This window comes from Pseudomonas sp. JV449 (assembly GCF_032424295.1).
Classification (GTDB): Bacteria; Pseudomonadota; Gammaproteobacteria; order Pseudomonadales; family Pseudomonadaceae; genus Aquipseudomonas; species Aquipseudomonas marginalis.
The window spans coordinates 841405-867215 of record NZ_VYKD01000005.1; the positions used below are offsets into that span (position 1 = coordinate 841405).

A 25811-nucleotide genomic window follows, 5' to 3' on the forward strand; every position below is an offset into this window, starting at 1 on the left:
CTGCCGTGCCTATGATCGGTCGCCTGGTGGTGGTCGGCCTGGGCTTGATCGGTGGCTCCTTCGCCAAAGGCCTGCGCGAAAGCGGGCTGTGCGGCGAAGTAGTCGGTGTGGACCTGGACCCGCAATCGCGCAAGCTGGCGGTGGAGTTGGGTGTGGTGGATCGCTGCGAGGCGGACCTGGCGCTGGCGTGCCAGGGGGCTGACGTCATCCAGCTCGCTGTGCCGATCCTGGCCATGGAGAAACTGCTGGCGGTATTGGCCGGCATGGACCTGGGCCAGGCGATCCTGACCGACGTCGGCAGTGCCAAGGGCAATGTGGTGCGGGCCGCGCAACAGGCTTTTGGCGGCATGCCGTCGCGTTTTGTGCCGGGCCATCCGATTGCCGGTTCCGAGCAGAGCGGGGTGGAAGCGTCCAATGCGCAGCTGTTCCGCCGCCATAAAGTGATCCTGACGCCGCTGGAACAAACCGATCCGGCCGCGCTGGCGGTGGTGGATCGTCTCTGGCGTGAGCTGGGGGCGGACGTGGAGCATATGCAGGTCGAACGCCACGACGAAGTGCTGGCGGCGACCAGTCATTTGCCCCATCTGTTGGCATTCGGCCTGGTGGACTCCCTGGCCAAGCGCAACGAAAACCTCGAGATTTTCCGTTACGCCGCCGGTGGCTTCCGCGATTTCACGCGGATTGCCGGCAGCGATCCGGTGATGTGGCACGACATCTTTCTCGCCAATCGCGAAGCGGTGTTGCGCACCCTGGACACCTTCCGCAGTGACCTCGACGCCTTGCGCGACGCGGTCGATGCCGGGGATGGCCATCAATTATTGGGCGTGTTCACCCGTGCGCGTGTGGCGCGTGAGCATTTCAGCAAGATCCTGGCTCGCCGGGCCTATATGGAAACCGCTGTGAACGCCGATGACCTGACTTTCCTCGCCAACCCGGGCGGCCGCTTGAGCGGGCGTATCCGGGTGCCGGGTGACAAGTCGATCTCCCATCGCTCGATCATGCTCGGCTCGTTGGCCGAGGGCGTGACGGAGGTGGAAGGGTTCCTTGAGGGTGAAGACGCCCTGGCGACCCTGCAGGCGTTTCGCGACATGGGTGTGGTGATTGAAGGGCCGCACCATGGGCGCGTGACCATTCACGGTGTGGGCTTGCACGGCTTGAAGCCGGCGCCGGGGCCGATTTACCTGGGCAATTCCGGTACGTCCATGCGCCTGCTGTCCGGTTTGTTGGCGGCACAACGCTTTGACAGCGTGTTGACCGGCGATGCTTCCCTGTCCAAGCGCCCGATGAACCGCGTGGCCAAGCCATTGCGGGACATGGGTGCGGTGATCGAGACCGGGCCGGAAGGGCGTCCGCCGCTGACCATTCGTGGCGGCCAGGCGCTCAAAGGCATGAGCTATGCAATGCCGATGGCCAGTGCCCAGGTCAAATCGTGCCTGTTGCTGGCGGGGCTGTATGCCGAAGGTCAAACCGCAGTGACCGAGCCTGCGCCGACCCGTGACCATACCGAGCGTATGTTGCGCGGTTTTGGTTACCCGGTTGCGGTGGAAGGCGCTACCGCATCGGTGGAATCGGGTCATGTACTGACGGCTGCCCATATTGAAGTGCCGGGGGACATCTCCTCTTCGGCATTCTTCCTGGTGGCGGCTTCGATTGCCGCGGGCTCCGAGTTGTTGCTGGAGCATGTCGGCATCAACCCGACCCGCACCGGGGTGATCGATATCCTGCGGTTGATGGGGGCCGATATCACCTTGGAAAACCCGCGCGAAGTGGGTGGCGAGCCTGTCGCTGACCTGCGGGTGCGGGCAGCTGTATTGAAGGGTATCGAGATTCCAGAAGCGCTGGTGCCCCTGGCTATTGATGAATTCCCGGTGTTGTTCGTCGCGGCCGCCTGCGCTGAAGGCCGGACCATTTTGCGGGGCGCCGAAGAGTTGCGTGTTAAGGAGTCCGACCGTATCCAGGTCATGGCCGACGGTCTGCAGGTGTTGGGAGTGAAGTGTGAACCGACCGCCGATGGGATTATCATTGACGGTGGCCTGATGGGCGGTGGTGAAGTCCATGCCCATGGCGATCACCGGATTGCCATGGCCTTCAGCGTGGCTTCCCTGCGGGCGGCTGCGCCGATTCGTATCCATGACTGCGCCAATGTTGCTACGTCTTTTCCGAACTTTCTTACACTGTGTGCCCAAGTCGGCATCCGTGTTGCCCAAGAGGCTCAATTGTGAATATCAAAGCACCGGTGATTACCATCGACGGGCCAAGCGGCTCGGGCAAAGGCACGATCGCCGGCATCCTGGCCAAGCGCCTGGGCTGGTGCCTGCTGGATTCCGGCGCGTTGTACCGCCTGCTGGCGTTTGCCGCACGCAACCATGGCGTCGACCTGACCAACGAAGAATCCCTGAAGCTGCTGGCCGCGCACCTCGATGTGCAGTTCGTCGGCGCGACGGAAGGTCATCCCCAGCGCATCATCCTGGAAGGGGACGATGTGACCGATGACCTGCGTAACGAGCAGGTCGGCTCCTGGGCCTCCCAGGTTGCCGCGCTGCCTGCGGTGCGTGATGCGCTGTTGCAGCGTCAGCGGGCTTTCCAGGAGCCGCCGGGGCTGGTGGCCGATGGCCGCGACATGGGCACGGTGGTGTTTCCCGAGGCGCCGCTGAAGATTTTCCTGACCGCCAGCGCCGAGGAGCGGGCTCGCCGCCGCTACTTGCAGTTGAAGGGCAAAGTCGATGGTGTTAGTCTGTCGAGTCTGCTAGATGAGATCCGTGCACGCGATGAGCGTGATACCCAGCGCGCAGTAGCCCCGCTCAAGCCGGCGGCTGATGCCATACAGCTGGATTCCACGGAGTTGTCCATCGAGCAGGTGCTGGAACGCATCTTGAGTGAAATCGCCATTCGCGATATCGCCGGGTGATCAAGAAGGCCGCAGGGGACCAGTCATAGTCCTGCGGTGGCTTCTTTTAACTGAAACTGACCCACACCGTCTGGGGTGTGGAGATGGGCGTATTCTTCGCCCTTATCAACAGGAATTAAAATGAGCGAAAGCTTTGCGGAACTCTTTGAAGAAAGCCTAAAAACCCTGAACCTTCAGGCAGGCTCCATCATCACCGGTGTTATCGTTGATATCGATTACCAAGCTCGCTGGGTAACCGTTCACGCTGGTCTGAAGTCTGAAGCTCTGATCCCGCTGGAACAGTTCTACAACGATGCTGGTGATCTGACAATCAATGTCGGTGACGAAGTTCACGTTGCTCTGGACTCGGTTGAAGACGGTTTCGGTGAAACCAAGCTGTCCCGTGAAAAAGCCAAGCGCGCTGAATGCTGGATTGTTCTCGAAGCAGCCTTCGCAGCTGAAGAAGTGGTCAAGGGCGTTATCAACGGTAAGGTTAAAGGCGGCTTCACTGTCGACGTTAACGGCATCCGTGCGTTCCTGCCAGGTTCTTTGGTCGACGTTCGTCCTGTGCGGGACACCACGCACCTGGAAGGCAAGGAACTCGAATTCAAGGTCATCAAGCTCGACCAGAAGCGCAACAACGTTGTCGTTTCCCGTCGCAGCGTCCTGGAAGCAGAGAACTCCGCCGAGCGTGAAGCTCTGCTGGAATCCCTGCAGGAAGGCCAACAAGTCAAAGGTATCGTCAAGAACCTCACCGATTACGGCGCATTCGTCGATCTGGGTGGCGTCGATGGCCTGCTGCACATTACCGACATGGCTTGGAAGCGTATCAAGCATCCTTCTGAAATCGTCAATGTTGGCGACGAGATCGATGTCAAGGTTCTGAAATACGATCGCGAGCGCAACCGTGTTTCCCTGGGCCTGAAGCAACTGGGTGAAGATCCATGGGTCGCTATCAAAGCCCGTTACCCAGAAAGCACTCGCGTCACCGCACGTGTTACCAACCTGACCGACTACGGCTGCTTCGCTGAGCTGGAAGAAGGCGTTGAAGGCCTGGTACACGTTTCCGAAATGGACTGGACCAACAAGAACATCCACCCTTCGAAAGTCGTACAAGTCGGCGACGAAGTGGAAGTCATGGTTCTGGACATCGACGAAGAGCGTCGTCGTATCTCCCTGGGCATCAAGCAGTGCAAATCTAACCCATGGGAAGATTTCTCTGGCCAGTTCAACAAGGGCGATAAAATCTCCGGCACCATCAAGTCGATCACCGATTTCGGTATCTTCATTGGTCTGGACGGCGGCATCGACGGCCTGGTTCACCTGTCCGACATCTCCTGGAACGAAGTTGGCGAAGAAGCTGTTCGTCGTTTCAAGAAGGGCGACGAGCTGGACACCGTTATCCTGTCGGTTGACCCAGAGCGCGAGCGCATCTCCCTGGGTATCAAGCAACTGGAAAGCGATCCGTTCTCCGAGTACGTTCAAGAGAACGACAAAGGCGCAATCGTTAAAGGCACTGTGAAAGAAGTTGACGCCAAAGGCGCCATCATCGTTCTGGCCGACGATATCGAAGCGACTCTGAAAGCCTCCGAAATCAGCCGTGACCGCGTTGAAGACGCGCGCAACGTTCTGAAAGAAGGCCAGGAAGTAGAAGCCAAGATCATCAGCGTCGATCGCAAGAGCCGCGTGATCCAACTCTCCATCAAGTCGAAAGACGAAGTGGAAGAGAAAGAAGCCATCCAGAGCCTGAAATCGGCTCCGGAAGCTGCAACAGGCGAGACCACCATGGCCTCCCTGCTGCGCGAAGCAATGGCTAAACAGAACTAAGTTCTGTAAGGCTGTAAAAAAGGGCGACTTCGGTCGCCCTTTTTTGTGCCTGAAATTCGCTGAATCAACACGCAAGAACCAAGGCAGACGCCTTGGTGTCAGAGCTGAATAGAGTATTGATAAAGGCGCTCCCGTGTTTTTAAGAATTTCGATGAACAGGCTTATCGTGGTGTTCGCAGTAGTAATGCTTGCAGGCTGTTCCGTTACCAGCGCCAAAACTCACGCGAGGCGCGGTGTCAGCGGCATTGAGGTCGATTGCTCGGGGTTGGGCAACAACTGGGATAAGTGCGAGAAACGCGCCGCCCGCGAATGCAGGCTGCAGGGCTATAAGGTCATCACCAGGTCCAGCGACGCCAACGACGAAGAGGGTGATTACTTGTTCGGTTGGAACCCTGCAGGAGCGGTCACTCGTACCATGCTCGTGATCTGCAATTGAGAGTGTGGGTCGCTCATGGCGGCGTTATTCAAACGGCAGATAAGTTGGTAGATGGGCTGTTCAAATTCATCAAGTCATGCTAAAACCTTCGAAGCGCTTTTCCTAGCTGCTTGAAAAAGAAGGGAAAAATATGACGAAGTCGGAGTTGATCGAACGAATTGTCACCCATCAAGGGCTGCTTTCATCCAAGGATGTGGAGCTGGCTATCAAGACCATGCTTGAGCAAATGTCCCAGTGCCTCGCGACCGGGGATCGAATTGAGATCCGTGGGTTTGGCAGTTTTTCGCTGCACTACCGCGCGCCAAGGGTAGGGCGGAATCCTAAGACTGGGCAGTCGGTGAGTCTGGATGGGAAATTTGTGCCTCATTTCAAGCCGGGGAAGGAATTGCGGGATCGGGTGAATGAGGATGAGGAGGAGGGGGTCTGAGACGTTTTGGGTTGGGAGGGGCTTATGCGTAGGTTTAAGCACGTTTTGATAGCGTTCGTTGTGCTGGTTTTAACATTTCTCATAATTGCATTTGTCTTGGAGAACCAGCGAAGTACGTCATTGTCGTTTTTTGGCTGGTCTACGGCTGAGCTTCCAGTGTCAGTGTTCATGGCGCTGTCATTAATGCTCGGTTTGATCGTTGGGCCGGTGCTCTGTTTAATTGCGCGTATCAAGAGATCTGATCGAAAAAACTAGTCATTTTCGTTGTCGGTGGGAGGAGTCAGGCAGTTCTGTAGTCTCCTATTCAAAAGACTGTGCAGCAGACGTCTCTGTGGATTTTCTTCGAGTTGGCAGGCCTTTTTGTTTTGCGATCAAGATGAGGGTGCGAGCTTGCACGTCATCTATTTGTGTTCGTTTTTGACTTTAAGGATGTAGAGCTTAAAATACTCATCAATTTCGTCACCCCCTTCATCTTTAACTGCACAACACAACGCTGATTTTCAGTCTGCATGCTGGCAAGCTTCGACGTTTTCCTTGAGCCCATTAACTCTTATCTGTAGCGTGTTTTCAGGGGGAGTCGAGGGGGCTTGTCGGTCTGCTGGTCTTGAGGTGAGTTGCCGGCTAGAAGCTTGTCGTGCTGTGCGGATTGCCCTAGGACTCATTATGTTCAGCGGAAAAACGCTCCTTATCACTGGCGGTACCGGCTCATTCGGTAACGCAGTGCTTAAACGCTTCCTTGGCAGCGATATCGCTGAAATTCGCATCTTCAGCCGCGATGAGAAGAAGCAAGACGATATGCGTAAGCGCTACGCTAATGCCAAGCTGAAATTCTATATTGGCGATGTGCGCGATTATCAGAGTGTGCTCACTGCCACCCGTGGAGTGGACTACATTTTCCACGCAGCAGCGCTCAAACAGGTCCCATCCTGCGAGTTTCACCCAATGGAGGCAGTCAAGACCAATGTCATTGGCACCGAAAATGTTCTTGAAGCTGCAATCCAGAACGCAGTCAAGCGTGTGGTTTGCTTGAGTACGGACAAGGCTGTCTATCCCATCAATGCCATGGGTATATCCAAGGCTATGATGGAAAAGGTAATGGTTGCCAAATCCCGTAATGTCGATGATAAAAGAACCGTTATTTGTGGCACTCGTTACGGTAACGTCATGGCTTCGCGTGGCTCGGTGATTCCCTTGTTCATCGAGCAAATCCGTTCAGAACAGGCATTAACCCTGACTGATCCGAATATGACTCGGTTCATGATGACACTGGCGGACGCCGTCGATTTGGTGTTGTACGCATTCGCGCATGGCCGTAACGGTGATCTTTTCGTGCAAAAAGCACCTGCGGCAACCGTCGAGACTTTGGCCAAGGCACTGACCGCTATGGTTGGTAAGCCCGAGCACCCTATTCAAGTCATTGGCACGCGTCACGGCGAGAAGTTGTTCGAGGCGCTTTTGAGTCGCGAAGAAATGGCGTGCGCTGAAGATAAGGGCGACTACTATCGTATTCCGCCAGATTTACGTGACCTGAACTACTCCAAGTTTGTGGAGCTTGGTGAAGAGAAAATCTCTCGTACGGAAGACTATAACTCCCACAATACCGAAAGGTTGGATGTGGCAGGTATGCAGCGCCTCTTGCTCAAACTTGAGTTTATGCAGGCTATCCAACGTGGCGAGCATGCTACGCCGGAGGAGTAAGTAATGAAGGTATTGGTCACCGGGGCTAATGGTTTTGTTGGTAAGAATCTGATAGCGCACTTGAGCGAGCGTAAAGATATCGAGGTAGTGCCCTTTACCCGAGATAACAGCATCGCCCAGTTACCTCTCATGGTGGCCGAATCCGATTTTATTTTTCACTTGGCAGGGGTCAATCGACCGCTATTGCCGCAAGAGTTTAAAACTGGAAACACCGATTTGACTCTTGCTCTTTGCGAAGCAATTAAGGTGAGCGGCAAGCCAATACCTGTTCTTTACACGTCGTCGATCCAAGCTGATCGAGATAATCCATATGGCGTCAGCAAACTCGCTGCTGAGCAGTTATTGCAGGATCTACACACCAGTCACGGTTCTCGCATTCAGGTGCTGCGTTTACCCAATGTATTTGGCAAATGGGCACGTCCCGATTACAACTCAGCTGTCGCAACTTTTTGCCATAACATCACTCGGGGCTTGCCGGTTCAGATCAATGACCCTAAGTCAGTGATCAGCCTGGTCTACATCGATGATGTTATTGATTGTTTCGTCAGTGCTATGGACGGCGGATCATTCGCTGACTCAAATCCGCAGGTAAGTCCGGTATACAGCATTACCGTAGGGGAGTTGGCGGATCAGTTGCATACCTTCCGTAAAAGCCGTGACACGCTGATCAGTGAAGCTGTTGGCACAGGGCTAGTGCGGGCGCTCTATTCGACCTACGTGAGCTACCTGCCTGTCGAACAGTTCGCTTATGACGTTCCTAAGTACGGAGACCCACGTGGCGTTTTTGTGGAAATGTTGAAGACCAAAGACAGTGGGCAGTTCTCTTACTTTACCGCTTATCCTGGCATCACACGCGGCGGCCATTACCACCACAGCAAAACCGAAAAATTCCTGGTAATCAAAGGCCTGGCCTGTTTCCGTTTTCGCCATATCATTTCTGGCGACTTTTACGAATTATTCACTAGCGGCGATGAGCCTCGGATCGTAGAGACTGTACCTGGTTGGACTCACGATATTACCAACGTAGGTGATGACGAAATGATCGTAATGCTTTGGGCAAACGAGATTTTCGACCGCGAGCGACCGGATACTTTTGCTCTGCCGGTTGGAACTCAAGCCTGAAGTCAAGGTGTGAAGCCGATGGTTAGGTTGATGATCCAGACGTTTATGAATTTGGAAGAGTGTTGAGATGAAAAAGCTAAAAGTCGTCACGGTTGTGGGCACACGCCCCGAGATCATTCGCTTGTCGCGAGTGATGGCGAAGCTGGACGAGCACTGTGAGCATATCCTCGTACATACCGGACAAAATTATGATTACGAGCTAAACGAGATTTTTTTCCAAGATCTTGGCATCCGTAAGCCCGATCACTTTCTCAACGCAGCAGGCGCCAGTGGTGCACAGACTATCGGTAACGTGATTATTGCCGTAGATCGCGTCCTGGAACACGAGCAGCCAGAAGCTCTATTGGTGCTTGGTGACACCAACAGTTGCATGGCGGTCATTCCAGCCAAGCGTCGTAAAATCCCGACGTTCCACATGGAAGCCGGTAATCGTTGTTTTGATATGCGCGTGCCGGAAGAGATTAACCGGCGCATCGTTGACCATACGGCGGATATAAACCTGACCTATAGCAGTATTGCCCGCGATTATTTACTGCGTGAAGGTCTGCCGCCGGATATGGTGATCAAAACCGGGAGCCCCATGTACGAGGTGCTCAATTATTACCGCGAGGGAATCGAAGCTTCGAGCGTATTGGAGCGTCTTGGCCTGGACGCAGGCAAATTTTTTGTCGTGAGTGCTCACCGTGAGGAGAACATCGATTCGGACAAGAACTTTCTAAAGCTGGTAGACGTCCTTAACACTGTTGCAGCCCATTACGAACTGCCGGTAATTGTGACCACCCACCCGCGTACTCAAAAGCGGGTAGACGCAATGGGCGTCATCTTTCACAAGAACGTGCAACTGCTCAAGCCACTGGGTTTCAAGGATTACAACAAACTGCAGTTGACCTCCAAAGCCGTGCTGTCAGATAGCGGCACCATTAATGAAGAATCGTCGATCCTCAATTTTACGGCGCTGAACATACGTGAAGCCCACGAACGGCCTGAAGGCATGGAGGAGGCGGCGGTGATGATGGTTGGCCTAGAAGTGGACCGTGTCATGCAAGCCTTGCAACTCCTGGAACGTCAAGGGAGTGGTCACGAGCGCACGCTTCGCCTCGTATCGGATTACAGCATGCCGAATGTTGCCGAAAAAGTGGTGAGGATTATCCACAGCTATCGTGATTACGTTATGCGTACAGTATGGAAGCAATATTGATTGGATAGGTTCGCTCAAGAAAAGCCGCTGAAGATTCTGGTGGTCACTCAGTATTTTTGGCCGGAAAACATGCGAATCAACAACATGGTCGAAGGGTTTATCGCCATGGGGCACGAGGTGACTGTGCTCACCGGCGTGCCCAACTATCCGGAAGGCAAGGTCTATGCTGATTTCCGTGGGGACCCTGCGCAGTTCTCTAATTATCGAGGTGCTCGGGTTGTGCGCGTGCCGATGCTGGCGCGAGGCAGGCGCAGCATCACCCTAGCCTTGAACTACTTTTCTTTTTTTACGAGTGCCTCAATAGTCGGCAGCTATAAGCTGCGCGGTCAGTCATTCGACTCAATCTTCGTGTATGCCGTATCTCCTATTATGGCGGCAATTCCCGCACTGGTGATTGGGCGCCTGAAAAAAGTGCCGGTATTTGTGTGGGTCTTGGATTTGTGGCCGGAAACCTTGAGCGCGGTCGGCATTATCAAACATCCGAAATTGCTTGGCATGGTCGGCAAGGTGGTGTCCTGGATCTACAATCGCACCGACTACCTATTGTTGCAGTCACGTGCCTTTGATGAAAACGTCAGAAAGTACTGTACCCGCTCGATTTCGGCCGATCGCCTTGTGTACTTCCCAAGTTGGGCCGAGGACGACTTTGCCGGGGAGGTACAGGTAGCCTCCGAACTGCTTCAACGTGATGAGTCCGTCTTCACTATCTTGTTCGCCGGTAACCTTGGCGAGGCTCAGGACTTCCCGGCGATACTGGAAGCGGCCAAAGCACTCAAGGGAGATCTTCAGGTCCGATGGGTGATTGTAGGAGATGGCCGGGCCAGTGAATGGCTTACCAAGCACATATCTGAACATCAGATGAGCAATGTCTTGTTGTTGGGGCGTCATCCACTCGAAAAAATGCCTGCACTTTTCTCTGTGGCGGACGCATTGCTGGTGTCATTAAAAACCAACGAGGTTTTTGAAAGGACTATCCCAGGCAAAGTTCAGGCCTATCTGGCCTCGGGCAAGCCCATTATTGCGATGATTGATGGTGAGGCCGCTAGAGTGGTTGTTGAGTCAGGTGCCGGTATGGCCTGTGGTTCAGGCGATGCCCGAGGGCTGGCCGAAATCGTGCGCACCATGGGCACTTTAACTGCCCCAGAGCTTGAGCGTATGGGGCTGTCTGGTAGGGATTACTACCTTGAACATTTCTCCAAAGCCAAGTTGTTCGAGCGTCTTGAGTCGCTTTTCAGAAAAGCCACTTTGAGACAGGGCAATAAATCATGAGAATTATGTTGTTGACAGGTGCATCTGGTTTTGTCGGGCGAGCCGTGCTTGATCGTGTAGTACAGGATAGGCGCTTCGAGCCGGTCATTGCTGTCCGTAAAGCCCTTTCCGATTTACCCGGTACGACTAGGATGGTGAAGATAAACGCGATTGATGCCGCGTGTGACTGGAGTGAGGCAGTAACCGATTGTGCTGTTGTGGTTCACTGTGCAGCGCGCGTCCATGTGATGAGTGACGCTAGTGCTGATCCATTAGCGGAGTTTCGCAAGGTTAACGTCGACGGGACACTGCAACTCGCCAGGCAGGCTGCACAGGCGGGAGCCAAGCGCTTTATCTTTGTCAGTTCGATCAAGGTCAATGGTGAAGGCACGCGACGGGGCGCGCCTTACACCGCTGATGCAGAGCCTGCTCCGGTGGATCCTTATGGCATCTCCAAGATGGAGGCTGAACAGGCTCTTAGGCTATTGGCTGCGCAGACAGGAATGGAGGTTGTCATCATCCGTCCGACACTTGTCTACGGACCAGGAGTGAAGGCCAACTTTCTCAATATGATGCGCTGGTTGAGTAAAGGTGTACCTCTGCCCTTTGGGGCCATCCATAACCAGCGCAGTCTGGTCGCCTTGGATAATCTTGTGGACCTTATCCTGACGTGCGCCGAGCACCCATTGGCCGCGAATGAGACGTTTCTGGTCAGTGACGGTGAGGATCTTTCTACCACTCAGTTGTTGCGTAGAATGGCTGCTGCACTGGGGACTCCGGCACGCTTATTACCGGTGCCAGCATGGATATTGGAGTGCGGGGCCTCGTTGCTGGGGCGCAAAGCACTTTCTCAGCGCCTCTGTGGCTCGCTGCAGGTCGATATTGGTAAAACCCAGAAACTTCTGGGCTGGGTCGCGCCTGTGAGTGTTGATCAAGCTTTGTTAAAGGCTGCTCAGCATTTTTTGCACGTTAAAAAGTAGGCAAATAGGCGATTTTCGAATAACCCTACCGGCTTGAATTGGCTCGGCGACGAGTGATGCATCTCTTTTTGCCAGCATTCTGTTTCAGGAACTGATCGTACATGTCCATTTGGTTGGTGTTTGCAACGGTGCTTATAGCGTCGTTATTTTTGACTTGGGTTCTACGCCGCTATGCGTTGACACGCAGCCTGATGGATATACCCAACTGTCGCAGTTCTCACTCGGTGCCTACGCCACGAGGTGGTGGTGTCGCCATTGTCGTTACTTACCTGGTGGCATTGGGTGTGATGGTATCTATGGGGCTTATAGGTTGGGCTACTGCACTGCCTTTGCTGGGCAGTGGATTATTGATTGCCTTGGTCGGTTTTCTCGATGATCACGGGCATGTCGCTGCGCGTTGGCGTTTACTAGCGCATTTTGCAGCGGCGGCATGGGCACTGTTATGGATGGGGGGGTTACCCACATTAAACGTTGCGGGGGTTGATCTGAGCCTTGGTTGGCTTGGACACCTGTTGGCGGCCATGTACTTGGTCTGGATGCTCAATCTCTATAACTTCATGGACGGAATCGACGGCATCGCCAGCATTGAGGCAGTTTGTGCTTGCACAGGGGCGAGCTTGGTCTATTGGCTGGCTGGGCACGACGCACTCATAATAGCTCCTGGGCTACTGGCAATTGCAGTGCTGGGTTTCTTATATTGGAATTTTCCGCCCGCGCGCATCTTTATGGGAGACGCCGGCAGCGGGTTTCTAGGTGTCGTGATTGGAGTGTTTTCTTTACAGGCCGCATGGGTGGCCAATGAGTTGCTTTGGGTTTGGTTGATTTTGCTGGGCGTATTTATCGTTGATGCGACCTTTACTTTGGGCCGGCGTTTACTGCGTGGAGACAAAATCTACGAGGCCCACCGCAGTCATGCATATCAGTATGCTGCACGTAAAGTTGGGCGTCATATGCCAGTTACAATCACCGTTATGCTCATCAATTTACTCTGGCTGCTCCCGATTGCTGTGTGTGTCGGCATGGGGTTTAACGGGCTTATTGGCCTGGTGATAGCGTATGTGCCGTTGGTGATATTAGCCGTGAAGTTTCATGCCGGTGAATTGGAAACGCCTTCATAATAGGTACCGGCTGCGATTTTAAATAGATGAGCTATACGTAGGGTGCTGGTTTTTGAGTCGTTACTAGGGACTGAGGTAATTCAAAGGGTTATGGATAAGATAAGAGCATATCTGGTGGGAATGTCCCGCCGGCAAAAACGGTTTCTCCAGGTAGCGACTGACATCCTGTTGATTTGGTTCGCCCTATGGATGGCGTTCGTAATACGCTTGGGAATTGACGAGCTAAGCAATCCATTTGTAGTCCACCTTTGGTTGTTTCTCAGTGCGCCAGTGATAGCGATTCCCTTGTTTGTGCGACTCGGAATGTATCGTGCGGTGATGCGTTACTTCGGTAATGATGCACTTATTATAATAATAAAGGCTGTTACTCTTTCGGCGTTGGTACTGGCATTAGCCGTGTATGTGTACAGCAACCACCAAACTGTAGTCCCACGCTCGATAGTGTTCAATTACTGGTGGTTGAGCATGGTTATGATCGGTGGCCTGCGTTTAGCCATGCGTCAATATTTTCTTGGGGATTGGTTCGCGGCCGCACAGCACGTTCCTTTCACTAATCGTGAGGATGGCTTGCCCAAAGTGGCCATCTATGGCGCGGGAGCCGCTGGCAACCAACTTGTTGCTGCTTTAAGAATGGGGCGACTTATGCGTCCTGTAGCCTTTATCGATGATGATGCCAGTATCTCCGATCGTGTGATTTCCGGGTTGCAGGTATACAAACCAAAAAATATTCAACGCATGATTGATGAGACGGGAGTGGGGGAGGTTCTCTTGGCCATTCCTTCTTGTTCTCGTGCCAGGCGTCGTGAAATTTTAAGTTACCTCGAAAGGTTTCCATTCCATGTACGGAGCGTGCCTGGTTTTATGGATCTTGCGAGTGGTTTGGTCAAAGTTGATGATATTCAAGAGGTGGATATTGCCGATCTACTCGGTCGCGATTCTGTCCCTCCCCAAGAAGACCTGCTCGCACACTGCATTAAAGGCCAGGTTGTTATGGTTACCGGTGCAGGAGGGTCTATTGGCTCCGAACTATGCCGGCAAATTTTATCTTTAGGACCTACATCGCTGATTCTGTTTGATCATAGTGAGTTTAATCTCTATAGCATCTTGTCAGAGCTGGAGCAGCGGGTAATAAGGGAATCCAGATCAATAAAATTGCTCCCCATTCTCGGCTCTGTGCGAAACCAGGAGAAGCTCCTTGATGTCATGAAACGCTGGAGTGTGGTCACGGTGTATCATGCTGCAGCTTATAAGCATGTGCCGATGGTAGAACATAATATTGCGGAAGGTATTCTAAATAATGTGATTGGCACCCTCAACACTGCTCAGGCGGCTCTGGAGGCTGGGGTCGCCAATTTTGTTTTGATCTCGACGGACAAGGCTGTCAGACCCACGAATATTATGGGCAGTACCAAAAGACTCGCAGAGCTGACATTACAAGCGTTGAGTAAAGAAGTTGCGCCGGTACTTTTTGGCGATTCGAGTAACGTATCAAGGGTTAATAAAACTCGGTTTACGATGGTTCGATTCGGAAACGTATTGGGGTCTTCGGGGTCTGTGATTCCACTATTCTACAAGCAAATTAAATCTGGCGGACCTCTAACGGTAACCCATCCAAAAATTACGCGTTATTTCATGACGATCCCTGAGGCAGCTCAATTGGTTATCCAAGCGGGTTCTATGGGAATGGGAGGGGATGTGTTTGTCCTGGATATGGGTGAGCCCGTAAAAATTGTGGAACTGGCAGAAAAGATGATCCACCTATCGGGATTAAGTGTTAGTTCAGATAAAAATCCGCACGGCGATATCGCCATCGAATTCACCGGGCTGCGCCCAGGAGAAAAGCTGTATGAGGAGCTTCTCATTGGTGATGACGTCGTTGCAACAAGACACCCAATGATCATGAGTGCAAATGAAGACTATCTCTCTTGGGAAACCCTCAAAAATAAACTGAGCGAACTGATCAGTGCTGTGAACGATGATAATTATTTACTGGTGCGTCAGTTATTGCGTGAGTCCGTCAGTGGATATTCCCCTGACGGAGAGATTGTAGATTGGGTGCATGAGCAGCAGCGTAGGCGACGAGAGCCATAATCACGGGATGCTTCGCCGGTTGCTAAGCCTTTAGATTACTTATTCTGCGGTAGCAAGGAGACAAACAACTCACGATTCTGAATGATTGATTCAGGAGCGCATAACTTGTGCTCAGAGAAGTCGAGAATATGCCTGCGCTTTTCTTGTTTTTCTTGAGGTGTTGTCTTGGAAAATGCATCTATCACCCGTGCAAATGACTGGGGCGTGCCAAGCGGTAAAACCCAGCCGAGATTATCTTGTTCAAGCGAACGCCAAGGAGTTCTATCACTTAGTAGAACAGGCGTTCCAGCGCTAATCGACTCGGCGATCACATGGCCATAGTTTTCCCCCTGTGTGGGAAAGAGGAATAAATCGTACGCAGAGAATATTTCTCTAACATCATCAGGCATTACTGTTCCGCAGTAGTTGTATTGAATGTGATCTGGTAGGGACGAAAGTAACTGTTCGCAGTGCGCCCAATAAGGTAAATCTTCCTTCGGGCCATAAATATCAAATTGGAGGCTGCATGTAGTCTCTGCAAGTATGCTTATAGCAAAATCGAGATTTTTCATGGGCGATATTCTCGATAGAAAAATAACGCGTAAAGAGCTTTCTTCTGTTTGATGCGGGGGGTGGAGGTTGAGCGAAGCTGGCGACGGTGAATTAACAGATGGTAAGTCTGAGGCGATTTTTATCTCGCTCTTATCAATGCCTAGTGCTTTTTCAATATCGTTCGCTTCAAATTCACTGGACGCCTGGAAAGTTAAATTTTTACCCAGGCGCAAAAATTGAGAAATGGCAATGTAGAGTTTCTTCTTGATTTTTTTTATTTCTAAAGCTGCTGAAGAAAACTCTCCCCTAGGGGCAAGAACGAAAGGTGTCGAATGATCACGCGATAAATAACGGTATAGAAGTGGGAAGATAGTAAATCTGCAATCAAAAAAACTATTCAAATATACGATGTCATGAGGTGTGGATTTTATTATTTTACGGATGCCTAAAAGGTTGAGCTTTTCTGCAGGTAGGTAATAGACATAGGCGTTTCCTTGGCGCTGCCAAACTTCGTGCTGGATGCTATGGTAGGGTATTGTATCGCCCAAGTCATGATTACGAGTGACGATCCAGAACTCAAGAGAATCATCTAGATGAGCAACCATATTTTCTATTGTGCGGACGGGGCCGCCACCTTTATAGCCCGGTACATAATAAGAAGAAAATGTTAATATTTTTAACTTGTTCATGTTAGGTCCGAGATGGTTATACATTTTAATAAAGAATTGCTAATGAAGTTGTTTTCTAGGAAAAGGTATTTTTTGGGAAAGATAAATGGCGAAAAGTCCGAGTGAGCATAGAAAAAGATAAAATAATAAACCTGGTACGTTTATACCCATTTGGGCCGCGGCAGTAGATATTATACTTGCCCACAGAGCAGTTAAAAAAGCGTTTGAGAAGATTTTGTGAACTATAAGCTCACTAACCAGTACGGTATATGTGATTAAGAACATGCAAGATATTACAATTAGCGTGCTGCCTGATAAGTAGAAAAGTGAAATAGGACCAGGTAAGCTAGCAAATAAGAACTTTTCTGAATCTGAAAATCTATAATCTGAGTTTGCGATATTTTGAAATTGCGTAGTTTTTCCAATTTCTACTTTTTCAGTTAGAACTGAAAGGAAAAGTGTTCGATCTTTTTGCTTGTAGGAAGATGTTGCCATTAGCCCCTCTAGGCCAATCCATCGATCCACAGAAAACTTTGAAAGCTTTAGTATACTATTTTTGAAAAGACTTATTTCAAAGTTTATAGAGGGCTTTTGAACCAGCCCGGAATAATGATAATCGCGAATGGAATTAACTAGCGGAAATGTGGCGGCGTATAGTGCGAGCGCGCAGATTAGTATTAAAGCAGAGGATTTTAAGTTGAGATTTTTTGTTAGCTTTCGATTTAAGAAAGTTGCCATAAAAATTGGTATGATATGAAAAACAAAGAGTCCTCTACTCAGCAAGGAAATAGATGAGAAAGTTGCTTCAAATAAAGATAATAATACAATGTAAATATTTGCTTTGGTTAGGGAGAACTCCCACCACAATAAAGTGGCTATGGCCATAGCGAAACCAGTAGACATTAGCCAGGAAAAAATTGCATTCAGAGGCCAGATTATAGTCTTCGGGACTATTCCTATTTGTTGGAATGAAAAATAAATATTTATTACCGAAAGTATGATTATTGATGAAATGAGTATAATCCAAAGAGGGAGTTTTAATTTTTTGTACAAGGTTGGCGGTAATGGAGGGGTTTCTATAATTAAAGTAGACTGGTTTTTATTTGCAAAATTATAAAAATAGCGAGCAGCCAAAACGCCTATTACACCACAAGAGGCTACAAGCAGTATATTGTCCCATTCGTCGCCTGATCCGTTGAATTGGCCGATGGGCTCAACATAGTCATACTTAAATAATAAATGAAGTGTGGCTTTCAACCAAAATCCTAGCCATAACATGACTGATAAAAAAGTATATCCATAACTAACCTTTGAAAATAGTCCTGACAGCAGTAGAGCTAAGAATATAAGGGAGAAAAAAATATAACTATACTGGTTGCCAGGGTATTCAAAGGTGGCTAAAAGAAATAATGTTGACCACGAAAGCACCAGAAAAAATATAAAAATGTATTTTGCTTTTTTGCATGCAAGGAGGTGGAGAGAGAAGATCTTAAGTGCGTTCATAATTAGAAGTCTCTATATTTAGAAAGAGGTTTTTATCTAAAATTTAGAAAGACCAGCGCCCGTCGTGCTCCAATAAAAAACTTTCCTTCCGGACGAATTCTAAAAAAGCACAATATTTTTATTGTGATCATAGATTTTTTTGAAGGCACAATTGAGAAATTATTACACAGCTTTTTCCAGCGCTCAGCTAAATTTGGGTGATCTGCCGCGATCCTGATGTACATTCTAAATGCGTTTTTGAATATCATCTCGTGGGTTTCTTTTTCGGAGTGCTGTAAGACATAAGTAAGCGCCATGTCGACATCCTCAACGGAGACCTTGTACCCACTGTTATAAATGTTCACAACTGAGCTAACACATGAAGTGTCACATCCCCATTGCGTTAGCAAGTGATTCCAATAATTTTCCTGAATACCTCTTGATAAATTCAATTGCCGCAAAGCAGAGGAGGTGGAAATTTGAGTGGTGTGAACTCGATATTTAAGCAGAACCTCGGGTACGTTAGCCATCTTCCAGCCGCAAATTGCCGCACGAACCCAGAGATCATAATCTTCCGCCTTATCCCACTTGTGTCTATATTGTAGTCGCTTGACAAAGTCGGCGCGCATCATGACTGTGGGATGTGCAAAAGGTGATATGAAGAGTAAAGCTATCTTAATTGCACTGTCGGATTCCGGCAGTTTGACAATGCGTTTATCAGTCGTACCAAATCGTTTAACCCAACTTCCAACGATGTCGGCACCTGAGTAGTTTAAATACTCTAATTGCTTTTCAAATCTCGTCGATATTGCGATATCATCTTGGTCCATACGCGCAATCCACGTGCCTGTAGCTAGAGCGATGGATTCGTTGAGTGTATTAGCGAGGCCAGCATTCACTCTGCTAGAAAGTCTAATGCGGCGATCTATTTTTTCGTACTCTCGTAAGATGCTGAGTGAATTATCCGTTGAACCATCATCAATGATTATCAGCTCGAAATTAGACACGGTCTGATTTAATACTGAATCGATCGCGGATGCCAGGTGTGCAGCACCGTTATATACCGGAAGAATCACTGAAATAAGTGGTGCAGTATTGCATTCATCAGAATTCATGACGGTGCTTCCATAGCCAATCTCTGGTTGTTAAAAGGCCATCTAGAAAATGAACTTTAGGGCCCCAGCCTGTGTGGCTCTTGAGCTTTTGAGAATTGAGAATATTTGTACTCACATCAAAGCCCCGCTTTGGTAAATGTTCAACCTTGATATCGCAATCGATATCTTTCATTATAGGTCTCATTATTTCAATTACATCCATATTACTGAGGCCCACTTCTGATCCTAGATTGTAAATCTCCGACAGTTTACCGTTTTCCAACGCATGAAATATTCCGGAGGCTACATCACTGACGTAGAGGTAGTCTCGCACGCTTCCAGCCTGGCCAAAAACTTTGATAGCAGAACCTTTTATTGATGAGGCGATTGCAGTGGCTATAAAGCCTTGACCGATGAACGGACGTTGACCAGTACCATATGCATTTGCAGGGCGAACACAGGTGAACCGAAGATTATGGGTCATAGCATAAAGAAAAGCATAACTTTCCAACGTAAGCTTCGTCACACCGTAAGGTGATATCGGTTTTGTGGGATGCTCTTCACTTATAGGCAGAGATAGCGCTTCACCGTACACCGTCCCGCCTGAGGAAACGAGTACCAGCTTTAATCCACGGCGAGCGACCTCTGCAAACAACTGCACAGTAGCTGGGAGGTTTTGCTCCAAATCAGCTAATGGGTTTTCAAAAGATGTATTGGGTACTGTCGCATAAGCGAGATGGATTACCTCCTGATGCGTATTCAATATCTTGCAAATAAGATTCTTATGGGCAAAATCTCCGGCTATATACTTAGCCCCTAGGGGAACCTCATAGCGCGGCTTAGCGCTTCGCCCAAGGACCGTCACGTTTCTTCCTGACGCCACCAGTTGTGCAACAAGAAAGTGACCGATGTAGCCTCCACCCCCAATAACGAGTGTGGTTAGACCTGGCGAGAATTTACTGATCATAGGCTGATCCAGGTCGGCGGGATAAGATCATCTATATGATTATTAGTGTTGAACCAGCTTTTCGGTGTAATGACGATTTTGTCATTATTCGCATTTAGCCAAGCTCCCCACCAACTGAATGAACTGTTCGCAATGATGTTGTGTTTGCAGAGACTCATAAGTCTCATGTCGTTGTAGCTTGCTGCCCCATTGTTATGATCTACGTAACAGTGAGGGTGCTCTATTTTTAAATGTTCTTTGACCCAGTTTATATCATCTGAAAAAATGAAAAATGTTGGCGGTTTATTCATGTGAGTAAAATGGCTTATGGCAGCCTGGTAGTAATCCAAAGAGCATGCGCTATATGCTGAGTTATTCACATAGTCGCCTCTTCGTATATGTAGGCTCACCGCCTCTGTATTGCTGATTAAGTTTGCAATGCGCGAATTTTCATTGTCCATAGGTAGCTTGAACGAGAAATCTTTTCGGATAATAGATTCAATATTTTTGAAGTAGCGTTCGCTCTGCCAGTATCCACTCAGATAGGTGTTGTCCGATAAGTCCTGAAAACCCCGCCAGTATTGAAATGATGGTTCAATACTCAATGTGGTTTTGCGCAACCAGGTAAGACGAGGGCGGTGCAGAACACTACGAACGATAGTAGGGGCTTGCCAGCCGAGAATTTTTTTTATGTCCGAGCTACTGGCTATTTTAAAGTCGGCGCTAAATATTTTATTGAGCTCAAAGCCCTGATGAAGGGCGTATGAATCGAAAGAAGTAACGTCTAGGAGTAACTCTGTATTTTTTTCTACAGAAAGTGCCTTGGCAGCTGCATATTGAAACATTTGGTTGCCTAGGCCGCCTATAATATGCGCAATTATCATTTCAAATTTTCCTCAATTGCACACTAAGTAATCTAGAGGTTGCAGGGTTTTTCCATAGCATTATAAATAATAAACAAGCTACGATTAGCGACGTAATTATGATATATCCTATTGCGCTAATCCAGCTGGAAGCATATGGGATACTGTCGATAAGACTCGCCATTCCTAGCATGCAAAGGAGTGAGCTGAAGCAGCGAAATTTATCCAGTTTGAATTTAACTTGGGTATACATATTTGCAGTCATACTAACTATCATGGCTAGCGCACCTGCCACTAAGGCTGCTGCGGCCCATTTTATATCAAGTTGGCGTGTACCAGAATAAAAAATACAGACTATAATCACCGTTGCGCCGAGTGCGTAAGGCGTTGCAAGAGAGATTGTTTTTCTCCGTACATGCGCGGCGTTACCAAGGAGATTTCCTAACGCTCTGCAGAGCTCCACAATCGCTCCTGCAGCTACAAAGAGCCAAGCATCACTGTACTCTGGAGCAACTAGTAATTTCAGGAGATAAGGTGCCGTTAAGATCGTCAAGCCTGCGATCAAGAGATAAGTTGGCACCAAAGTATTCAGTAGATCTGAGACTGCTAGTTCAATCTCCGAGTTGTCAGATTGTTCGCTTACCCTGCGGAAAAAAAACGGGTACAGGAATTGAATTGCAAGCGATTCGATCAAGGCCCATATCTGGCCAGCCAATTGAAGCCCGACAGCAATGAACCCAAGCTGCGCCAAGCCCCAATAAAATTGAATGGCAAATCGATAGCCCGATAGTTGAATCCACATAAGGCCTGCCGCAAGTGATAGCGGTAGACAGTAGCTGATAATCACATCTTTGGATAATAATGGAATTTTCGGCTGGCGACGAATCTCCACTGAGACTTGTTTATTTAACTGGTATCGTGCTCCCAATGCACCTACCGCCATTCCTATCGCTTGGCCGACAAACCATGAGGTTGCTGACGTCCATATGGCTACAAGCAATATCGAAGTAACAAGACTCGTAGAAGACGTTACTATCGACCAAAAAACTGAGTGCCCTCGAAACCCAAGCATGTTTAACATTGGGATGAACGTTGCATTCCATGTTCCGGCAACGACCATAGCAAAGACAGGGAATATATTTAAAATAATCATCGTCGAGTTGGTAGGGGGAAAGACTCCTAAAGCAATAATTGCCCCAAAAGTAGAGGAGGCAATGACGTAAGAGCGATACGATTTTAGCCTCGGAATTATCGTCTTGTCATCCCACCACCTGTGGGTATTCAAATTTATGTGTTGACCGACGGGATTTATAAGAAATAAACCACACAGCATTTGAATCGTTATTAATATGGCCAACTCACCGTATTTCTCGGGCGGAAGGAATGAGGTGACAGCGCGAATTGAAATCAGAGCAATCAACGTTGAGATAAGTCGGCCGGAGCTGATTATTAATAATTCTTTTTTAACGTTCAAGGTCTTTAACTATCGTATTTACGATAGTCTCCGCGAAGAACGGTGAACTAAATGGATGAGCCAGCTTGCTCTTTAAAAAGTCTGCGATGCGCTGTTGATATGCGGTGTATTCAGAGTCTGGCATTTTTTTTAGGAGGTTATAGAGATCCTGCATGTTGCTAAATTTGCGTCGATCTATAAAACAATCTGCCGGGATATAGTCGGTTATATTGCTGGCACCCCAATAAATAGGAATGCAGCCTGCAAAAAAACAATCAAAAATCTTTTCAGTTATATATCCGGGTAAATCTTTGACATTTTCATAACAAATGGAAAATCTGGTTTTTTTCAAAACTTCATATTTGCTTTCTATTTTCCCTCGGTAGCTCGGGAACGGTTCTGATTTTAGAACGCGGTTAATAAATGGCCACGTTCGCCGTTGAATTTTTCCGATATAGCCAGCTTTTGCCGCGGGTAAATTCCAGTCTATCCCGTATAGATGGAAGTCTGCGGGCGCATTTTTTTCGAACCATTTTATTGCAATGATCCGTTCAGAGTAGAGGTCATTAGTGCTGGCTATCGTTAGTGCTCTGTTGCTGGAGATTAAGCAACAAAATTGATTCCTTGAAGTAATACCGTCTACGTCATTAACTCGTAATTCATTTGGGAAATTTATTTTAATGATGTGATCATTGTCTACGAGACGCTCATCCCATGTAAAAACTTTACGGTAACTGGAAAACAGCTTGTGATTTCCATTTTCAGGTTTGATGAATTTCGTTTCAAATAACATCAAATATTTATCTACGCTCAATGAGTCTGGCTGTACATCTTGATGTAATTCAAATGCAACTGGACTTTGTGTTGCGATATCTGACGTTTGTAGTTGTATGTTTTTTTTAAGCAGTTCTTCTCTCAGTAGGGCGTAGGGCGCAAAGCAATTGTCCCTATTCTGAGGGCTTCCAAGATCAAAGATTGTATTGTTGCGCATACCTGGAGCGCGAAGTATGGAAACTTTCATTGCTTGGACCTGCTTATGTTAACTTCCAACTGTTGGATTATCGATTTTGCTTCATGGTGCTCGTGTTCCCACCATCGGGAAGCAAGAATAAGGTTCTGATCATCTGCGGAGAAACGGTACCTGATCAATCGCGCAGGAACGCCACCAACTATAGCGAAGGGCGGAACATCTTTGGTCACAACTGCGTTCGCGGCGATCACTGCTCCGAAGCCGACGTTAACACCTCGTAATATTACCGCATCAACGCCGATCCACACATCACTCTCAATATTGCAATCATGCTGGGTAAGTGTTTTCCAAGGGGTTTTATAAAAAATAGATGATGTGGAAATATGATCAAGTACGTGCTCGCCCTGACCGATAGATACGTTGTTAGCAATTGAGCAAAAACGTCCGATATTGCTTTTGGTAATATTTGTGTGTTCGCCGATATAAGTATAGCTGCCAATCCTGCTTTCTGAGTCTACATGAGTCTCATAGAGTGTTTCGATGCCGATTGAGGCCCCTATAGCTTTTGTAGAAACATGCGTAGATCGAACGTTGTTCCGTCCACGCATATTCTTGCAAGTTATTGCAATCTTATTTTTAAATGCCGAAATAAATCGCATTAGGCTTGAATGCTTTTAAGAAGATTGAATGCCTCTGGTATGGAGTAGTGGTGGTTCCCTACAAATAACCCGAATCGGTCAATATGCTCAGCATTTTTCAGGTCACCGTGTACTTCTGAGTCGAAATATTTAACCACTTCATTTTTTGCAAAATTTCCGGCTACAATTGGTCGACACTCAAAGCCGAGGTCAGTAAGTTTTTCTACGAGATATTTGCGCGTCAACTTACTGCCTGGGCGAATCACTAGGCTAAACCCGAACCAGCTGGACTCTCCAAGCTCTCGTTGGATAATAATGTCTGGGTGGTCTGTCATTGCGGCCTGTAGCAGCAATCCATTTTTACGCCGCTCTTCGATCAGGCTAGGCAAGCGTTTTACCTGCTCAACGCCCAGCGCACCCTCAAGCTCCAGAGGACGGACGTTATATCCCGGCAGCACAAAGCGGAACGACTCCTCAAATGGATCATCGCTTTTATCGCTGCACACCAGGTTTTGCTTGGGCAAATTGCGAGTCCAGCCGTGCGCTCTAAGCGACAGCAAGATCTGATACAACTCCTCATCGTCGGTTACGATCAAGCCTCCCTCCATCGTTGAGATGTGATGACTGAAGAAGGAGCTGAAGCTGCCCATTACGCCGAATGTACCGGCCTGTTTGCCGTTATAAGTTGCGCCCATGGATTCGCAGTTATCTTCAATCAGCACGATTTTCCGATCGCCGATGATTTCTTGAATACGCCCAAAATCGTTTGGATTACCAAGTAAATTGACCGCCATGATTGCGCGGGTTTTATCCGTTACAGCAAGCTCGAGCTGTTCGAGATCGTAATTGAGCGTGTGGAGGTCGATGTCTACAAATTTGATCTTCAGACCATACTGGTAAAGTGGGTAGTAGGTAGTGCTCCATGAAACTGCAGGAACAATAATCTCGTCGCCTCTTTGTAGCTTGATGGAGGCGTTTTGCGTGTAAAACAGTGCGGCGACAATCAACAGGTTGGCCGACGATCCGGAGTTCACCATCACACAATGCTTACTGCCTACAAATTCCGCAAAGTCCCGTTCAAATGCCTTGACCTGCTCACCCATTGTAAACATGCCGGTGGCGATGACGCGCTGCATCGCTTCAAGCTCTTCCTTCTCCCATGAGGAGGTAGCCAGCGGAAATTTAATGCTCATTGTTGATGCTCCAGATAATAGCTATAAGTCTTTTCAATACCTTCTTGCAAACTATGTCGCGGCTTCCATCCCCACGATATTTGGCGCTCGATGTTCACAAGTTTTCGCGCCATGCCCACAGGTTTAGTAAGGTCGTGCTCGAACGTCCCTTCATAGCCCATTACTGTGGCTGCAGTGCGGTAGTAGTCATTTATTGAGTGGTCGTTACCCAGACCTATATTCATATAGCGAGGGACCGACTCAAAATGCTTAATTGCGTGTATTAGTGCATCTGCCAAATCGCCCCCATACATGAACTCCCGTCTGGCAGAACCATCTCCCCACACATCGACTGAGGGCGCCCCCGTTTTCTTCGCTATATGGAGTTTGTGAATAATAGCCGGTAACAAGTGTGAGTGAGCAGGATCGAATTTGTCAAAACGTCCGAAGATATTGCAGGGGATCAGCGTCTTATATTGAAGTCCTTGGTTTTCACGTGAAATATAGTCGCACAGTCGCGCTGTCACTATTTTGGCCAAGGCATAGCCTTCATTGGTCGGCTCCAGTTCTCCCGTCAGCACCATATCTTCGCTGAGCGATCCGGTATGGTTGCGAGGGTACATGCAGGAGCTACCGAGATTGATCAGGCGGGGCACGCCTGCGAGCTGTGCTGCGCTGACGACGTTGCGACCTATATCAAGGTTGTCTCGAAGGAAGTTCACAGGCTCCCTGACGTTCGCTTGGATCCCTCCTACCTTTCCTGCCGCGTGAATGATGAAGTCAGGCTTATGCCGCTCAACGTAAGCCTGCACCGCGAGAAAATCCCGCAGGTCCAGCTCGCTGCTGCGCGGAGCTAATACTTCAAACTCGCCAATCTCGGGATGGTCGAGCAAGTTGCGCCCTACCATTCCTCCTCCGCCTGTCAACAGTATTCGTTTCGTGCTCATTGGATGGGTAGCCAA

The 25811-nt window shown here is 49.1% G+C and carries 22 protein-coding genes; 12 read left to right on the plus strand and 10 right to left on the minus strand.

Annotation, left to right across the window (positions count from 1 at the left end):
- The first annotated feature begins 11 nt into the window (after positions 1-11).
- The 12 genes from F6S08_RS09250 to F6S08_RS09305 all read left to right on the plus strand — a co-directional run bounded on the left by F6S08_RS09250 (position 12) and on the right by F6S08_RS09305 (position 15032).
- Positions 12-2222: a bifunctional prephenate dehydrogenase/3-phosphoshikimate 1-carboxyvinyltransferase gene (locus F6S08_RS09250; RefSeq protein ID WP_065928289.1), complete on the plus strand. Its 2211-nt coding sequence runs from the start codon at positions 12-14 to the stop codon at positions 2220-2222.
- On the plus strand, positions 2219-2908 hold the full coding sequence (gene cmk / locus F6S08_RS09255) for a (d)CMP kinase (RefSeq protein WP_003172653.1): 690 nt from the start codon (positions 2219-2221) through the stop codon (positions 2906-2908). Before F6S08_RS09250 ends, cmk begins: the two co-directional genes overlap by 4 nt.
- A gap of 120 nt (positions 2909-3028) precedes the next feature.
- Positions 3029-4714 carry a 30S ribosomal protein S1 gene (rpsA, locus tag F6S08_RS09260; protein ID WP_027604177.1) on the plus strand — a complete coding sequence of 562 codons (1686 nt, stop codon included), beginning with the start codon at positions 3029-3031 and terminating at the stop codon, positions 4712-4714.
- 151 nt (positions 4715-4865) lie between these two features.
- Positions 4866-5150: a hypothetical protein gene (locus tag F6S08_RS09265; protein WP_315871315.1), complete on the plus strand. Its 285-nt coding sequence runs from the start codon at positions 4866-4868 to the stop codon at positions 5148-5150.
- 130 nt (positions 5151-5280) lie between these two features.
- Positions 5281-5577, plus strand: coding sequence for an integration host factor subunit beta (gene ihfB / locus F6S08_RS09270; protein WP_003218804.1), 297 nt, complete (start codon positions 5281-5283; stop codon positions 5575-5577).
- Positions 5578-6240: 663 nt separating this feature from the next.
- On the plus strand, positions 6241-7275 hold the full coding sequence (locus F6S08_RS09275; protein ID WP_065947424.1) for a polysaccharide biosynthesis protein: 1035 nt from the start codon (positions 6241-6243) through the stop codon (positions 7273-7275).
- A 3-nt stretch (positions 7276-7278) separates the two neighbouring features.
- On the plus strand, positions 7279-8397 hold the full coding sequence (wbjC, locus tag F6S08_RS09280; protein WP_065947425.1) for a UDP-2-acetamido-2,6-beta-L-arabino-hexul-4-ose reductase: 1119 nt from the start codon (positions 7279-7281) through the stop codon (positions 8395-8397).
- 67 nt (positions 8398-8464) lie between these two features.
- Positions 8465-9595, plus strand: a complete 1131-nt coding sequence (locus F6S08_RS09285; RefSeq protein ID WP_065947426.1) for a UDP-N-acetyl glucosamine 2-epimerase — start codon at positions 8465-8467, stop codon at positions 9593-9595.
- A gap of 69 nt (positions 9596-9664) precedes the next feature.
- Entirely contained in the window at positions 9665-10864 is a 1200-nt protein-coding gene (locus F6S08_RS09290; RefSeq protein WP_083221176.1) for a glycosyltransferase family 4 protein, read from the plus strand.
- Positions 10861-11823 carry a UDP-glucose 4-epimerase family protein gene (locus F6S08_RS09295; protein ID WP_065947428.1) on the plus strand — a complete coding sequence of 321 codons (963 nt, stop codon included), beginning with the start codon at positions 10861-10863 and terminating at the stop codon, positions 11821-11823. The genes F6S08_RS09290 and F6S08_RS09295 overlap by 4 nt, the downstream gene beginning before the upstream one ends.
- Before the next feature lie 101 nt (positions 11824-11924).
- Positions 11925-12941: an MraY family glycosyltransferase gene (locus F6S08_RS09300; RefSeq protein WP_065947429.1), complete on the plus strand. Its 1017-nt coding sequence runs from the start codon at positions 11925-11927 to the stop codon at positions 12939-12941.
- A gap of 90 nt (positions 12942-13031) precedes the next feature.
- Entirely contained in the window at positions 13032-15032 is a 2001-nt protein-coding gene (locus tag F6S08_RS09305; RefSeq protein ID WP_315871316.1) for a nucleoside-diphosphate sugar epimerase/dehydratase, read from the plus strand.
- A 35-nt stretch (positions 15033-15067) separates the two neighbouring features.
- Here F6S08_RS09305 and F6S08_RS09310 read toward each other — a convergent pair whose 3' ends face one another.
- Genes F6S08_RS09310 through F6S08_RS09355 form a run of 10 tightly spaced genes read right to left on the minus strand, consistent with a single transcriptional unit; the run spans position 15068 to position 25796 of the window.
- A complete protein-coding gene (locus tag F6S08_RS09310) occupies positions 15068-16252 on the minus strand; it encodes a glycosyltransferase family 4 protein (RefSeq protein WP_315871317.1) in 1185 nt (394 codons plus the stop codon).
- 39 nt (positions 16253-16291) lie between these two features.
- Entirely contained in the window at positions 16292-17734 is a 1443-nt protein-coding gene (locus tag F6S08_RS09315) for a hypothetical protein (RefSeq protein ID WP_315871318.1), read from the minus strand.
- Positions 17735-17766: 32 nt separating this feature from the next.
- The gene (locus tag F6S08_RS09320) at positions 17767-18828 is read right to left on the minus strand and encodes a glycosyltransferase family 2 protein (protein WP_065947431.1); all 1062 of its coding nucleotides are present in this window, start codon (positions 18826-18828) and stop codon (positions 17767-17769) included.
- On the minus strand, positions 18818-19774 hold the full coding sequence (locus F6S08_RS09325; RefSeq protein ID WP_315871319.1) for an NAD-dependent epimerase/dehydratase family protein: 957 nt from the start codon (positions 19772-19774) through the stop codon (positions 18818-18820). The genes F6S08_RS09320 and F6S08_RS09325 overlap by 11 nt, the downstream gene beginning before the upstream one ends.
- On the minus strand, positions 19771-20637 hold the full coding sequence (locus tag F6S08_RS09330; RefSeq protein ID WP_315871320.1) for an alpha-1,2-fucosyltransferase: 867 nt from the start codon (positions 20635-20637) through the stop codon (positions 19771-19773). The genes F6S08_RS09325 and F6S08_RS09330 overlap by 4 nt, the downstream gene beginning before the upstream one ends.
- Before the next feature lies 1 nt (position 20638).
- Positions 20639-22090: a hypothetical protein gene (locus F6S08_RS09335; protein ID WP_315871321.1), complete on the minus strand. Its 1452-nt coding sequence runs from the start codon at positions 22088-22090 to the stop codon at positions 20639-20641.
- Positions 22080-23090 (minus strand): glycosyltransferase family 10 domain-containing protein, encoded by a 1011-nt coding sequence (locus F6S08_RS09340; protein WP_315871322.1) that lies wholly within the window; start codon positions 23088-23090, stop codon positions 22080-22082. The genes F6S08_RS09335 and F6S08_RS09340 overlap by 11 nt, the downstream gene beginning before the upstream one ends.
- Positions 23087-23698 carry a CatB-related O-acetyltransferase gene (locus F6S08_RS09345; RefSeq protein ID WP_098480026.1) on the minus strand — a complete coding sequence of 204 codons (612 nt, stop codon included), beginning with the start codon at positions 23696-23698 and terminating at the stop codon, positions 23087-23089. Before F6S08_RS09345 ends, F6S08_RS09340 begins: the two co-directional genes overlap by 4 nt.
- Positions 23698-24870 carry a DegT/DnrJ/EryC1/StrS family aminotransferase gene (locus F6S08_RS09350; protein ID WP_315871323.1) on the minus strand — a complete coding sequence of 391 codons (1173 nt, stop codon included), beginning with the start codon at positions 24868-24870 and terminating at the stop codon, positions 23698-23700. The genes F6S08_RS09345 and F6S08_RS09350 overlap by 1 nt, the downstream gene beginning before the upstream one ends.
- Entirely contained in the window at positions 24867-25796 is a 930-nt protein-coding gene (locus tag F6S08_RS09355) for a GDP-L-fucose synthase family protein (RefSeq protein ID WP_065947435.1), read from the minus strand. The genes F6S08_RS09350 and F6S08_RS09355 overlap by 4 nt, the downstream gene beginning before the upstream one ends.
- Positions 25797-25811 lie beyond the last annotated feature (15 nt).

What these genes read in the sequence shown, in the direction of transcription:
- F6S08_RS09250 (WP_065928289.1), top strand. Translation starts at nt 12, where the DNA reads ATGATCGGTCGCCTGGTGGTGGTCGGCCTGGGCTTGATCGGTGGCTCC.
- rpsA (WP_027604177.1), top strand. Translation starts at nt 3,029, where the DNA reads ATGAGCGAAAGCTTTGCGGAACTCTTTGAAGAAAGCCTAAAAACCCTG.
- F6S08_RS09265 (WP_315871315.1), top strand. Translation starts at nt 4,866, where the DNA reads ATGAACAGGCTTATCGTGGTGTTCGCAGTAGTAATGCTTGCAGGCTGT.
- ihfB (WP_003218804.1), top strand. Translation starts at nt 5,281, where the DNA reads ATGACGAAGTCGGAGTTGATCGAACGAATTGTCACCCATCAAGGGCTG.
- F6S08_RS09275 (WP_065947424.1), top strand. Translation starts at nt 6,241, where the DNA reads ATGTTCAGCGGAAAAACGCTCCTTATCACTGGCGGTACCGGCTCATTC.
- wbjC (WP_065947425.1), top strand. Translation starts at nt 7,279, where the DNA reads ATGAAGGTATTGGTCACCGGGGCTAATGGTTTTGTTGGTAAGAATCTG.
- F6S08_RS09285 (WP_065947426.1), top strand. Translation starts at nt 8,465, where the DNA reads ATGAAAAAGCTAAAAGTCGTCACGGTTGTGGGCACACGCCCCGAGATC.
- F6S08_RS09290 (WP_083221176.1), top strand. Translation starts at nt 9,665, where the DNA reads ATGCGAATCAACAACATGGTCGAAGGGTTTATCGCCATGGGGCACGAG.
- F6S08_RS09295 (WP_065947428.1), top strand. Translation starts at nt 10,861, where the DNA reads ATGAGAATTATGTTGTTGACAGGTGCATCTGGTTTTGTCGGGCGAGCC.
- F6S08_RS09300 (WP_065947429.1), top strand. Translation starts at nt 11,925, where the DNA reads ATGTCCATTTGGTTGGTGTTTGCAACGGTGCTTATAGCGTCGTTATTT.
- F6S08_RS09305 (WP_315871316.1), top strand. Translation starts at nt 13,032, where the DNA reads ATGGATAAGATAAGAGCATATCTGGTGGGAATGTCCCGCCGGCAAAAA.
- F6S08_RS09310 (WP_315871317.1), bottom strand. Translation starts at nt 16,252, where the DNA reads ATGAACAAGTTAAAAATATTAACATTTTCTTCTTATTATGTACCGGGC.
- F6S08_RS09315 (WP_315871318.1), bottom strand. Translation starts at nt 17,734, where the DNA reads ATGAACGCACTTAAGATCTTCTCTCTCCACCTCCTTGCATGCAAAAAA.
- F6S08_RS09320 (WP_065947431.1), bottom strand. Translation starts at nt 18,828, where the DNA reads ATGAATTCTGATGAATGCAATACTGCACCACTTATTTCAGTGATTCTT.
- F6S08_RS09325 (WP_315871319.1), bottom strand. Translation starts at nt 19,774, where the DNA reads ATGATCAGTAAATTCTCGCCAGGTCTAACCACACTCGTTATTGGGGGT.
- F6S08_RS09330 (WP_315871320.1), bottom strand. Translation starts at nt 20,637, where the DNA reads ATGATAATTGCGCATATTATAGGCGGCCTAGGCAACCAAATGTTTCAA.
- F6S08_RS09340 (WP_315871322.1), bottom strand. Translation starts at nt 23,090, where the DNA reads ATGAAAGTTTCCATACTTCGCGCTCCAGGTATGCGCAACAATACAATC.
- F6S08_RS09345 (WP_098480026.1), bottom strand. Translation starts at nt 23,698, where the DNA reads ATGCGATTTATTTCGGCATTTAAAAATAAGATTGCAATAACTTGCAAG.
- F6S08_RS09350 (WP_315871323.1), bottom strand. Translation starts at nt 24,870, where the DNA reads ATGAGCATTAAATTTCCGCTGGCTACCTCCTCATGGGAGAAGGAAGAG.
- F6S08_RS09355 (WP_065947435.1), bottom strand. Translation starts at nt 25,796, where the DNA reads ATGAGCACGAAACGAATACTGTTGACAGGCGGAGGAGGAATGGTAGGG.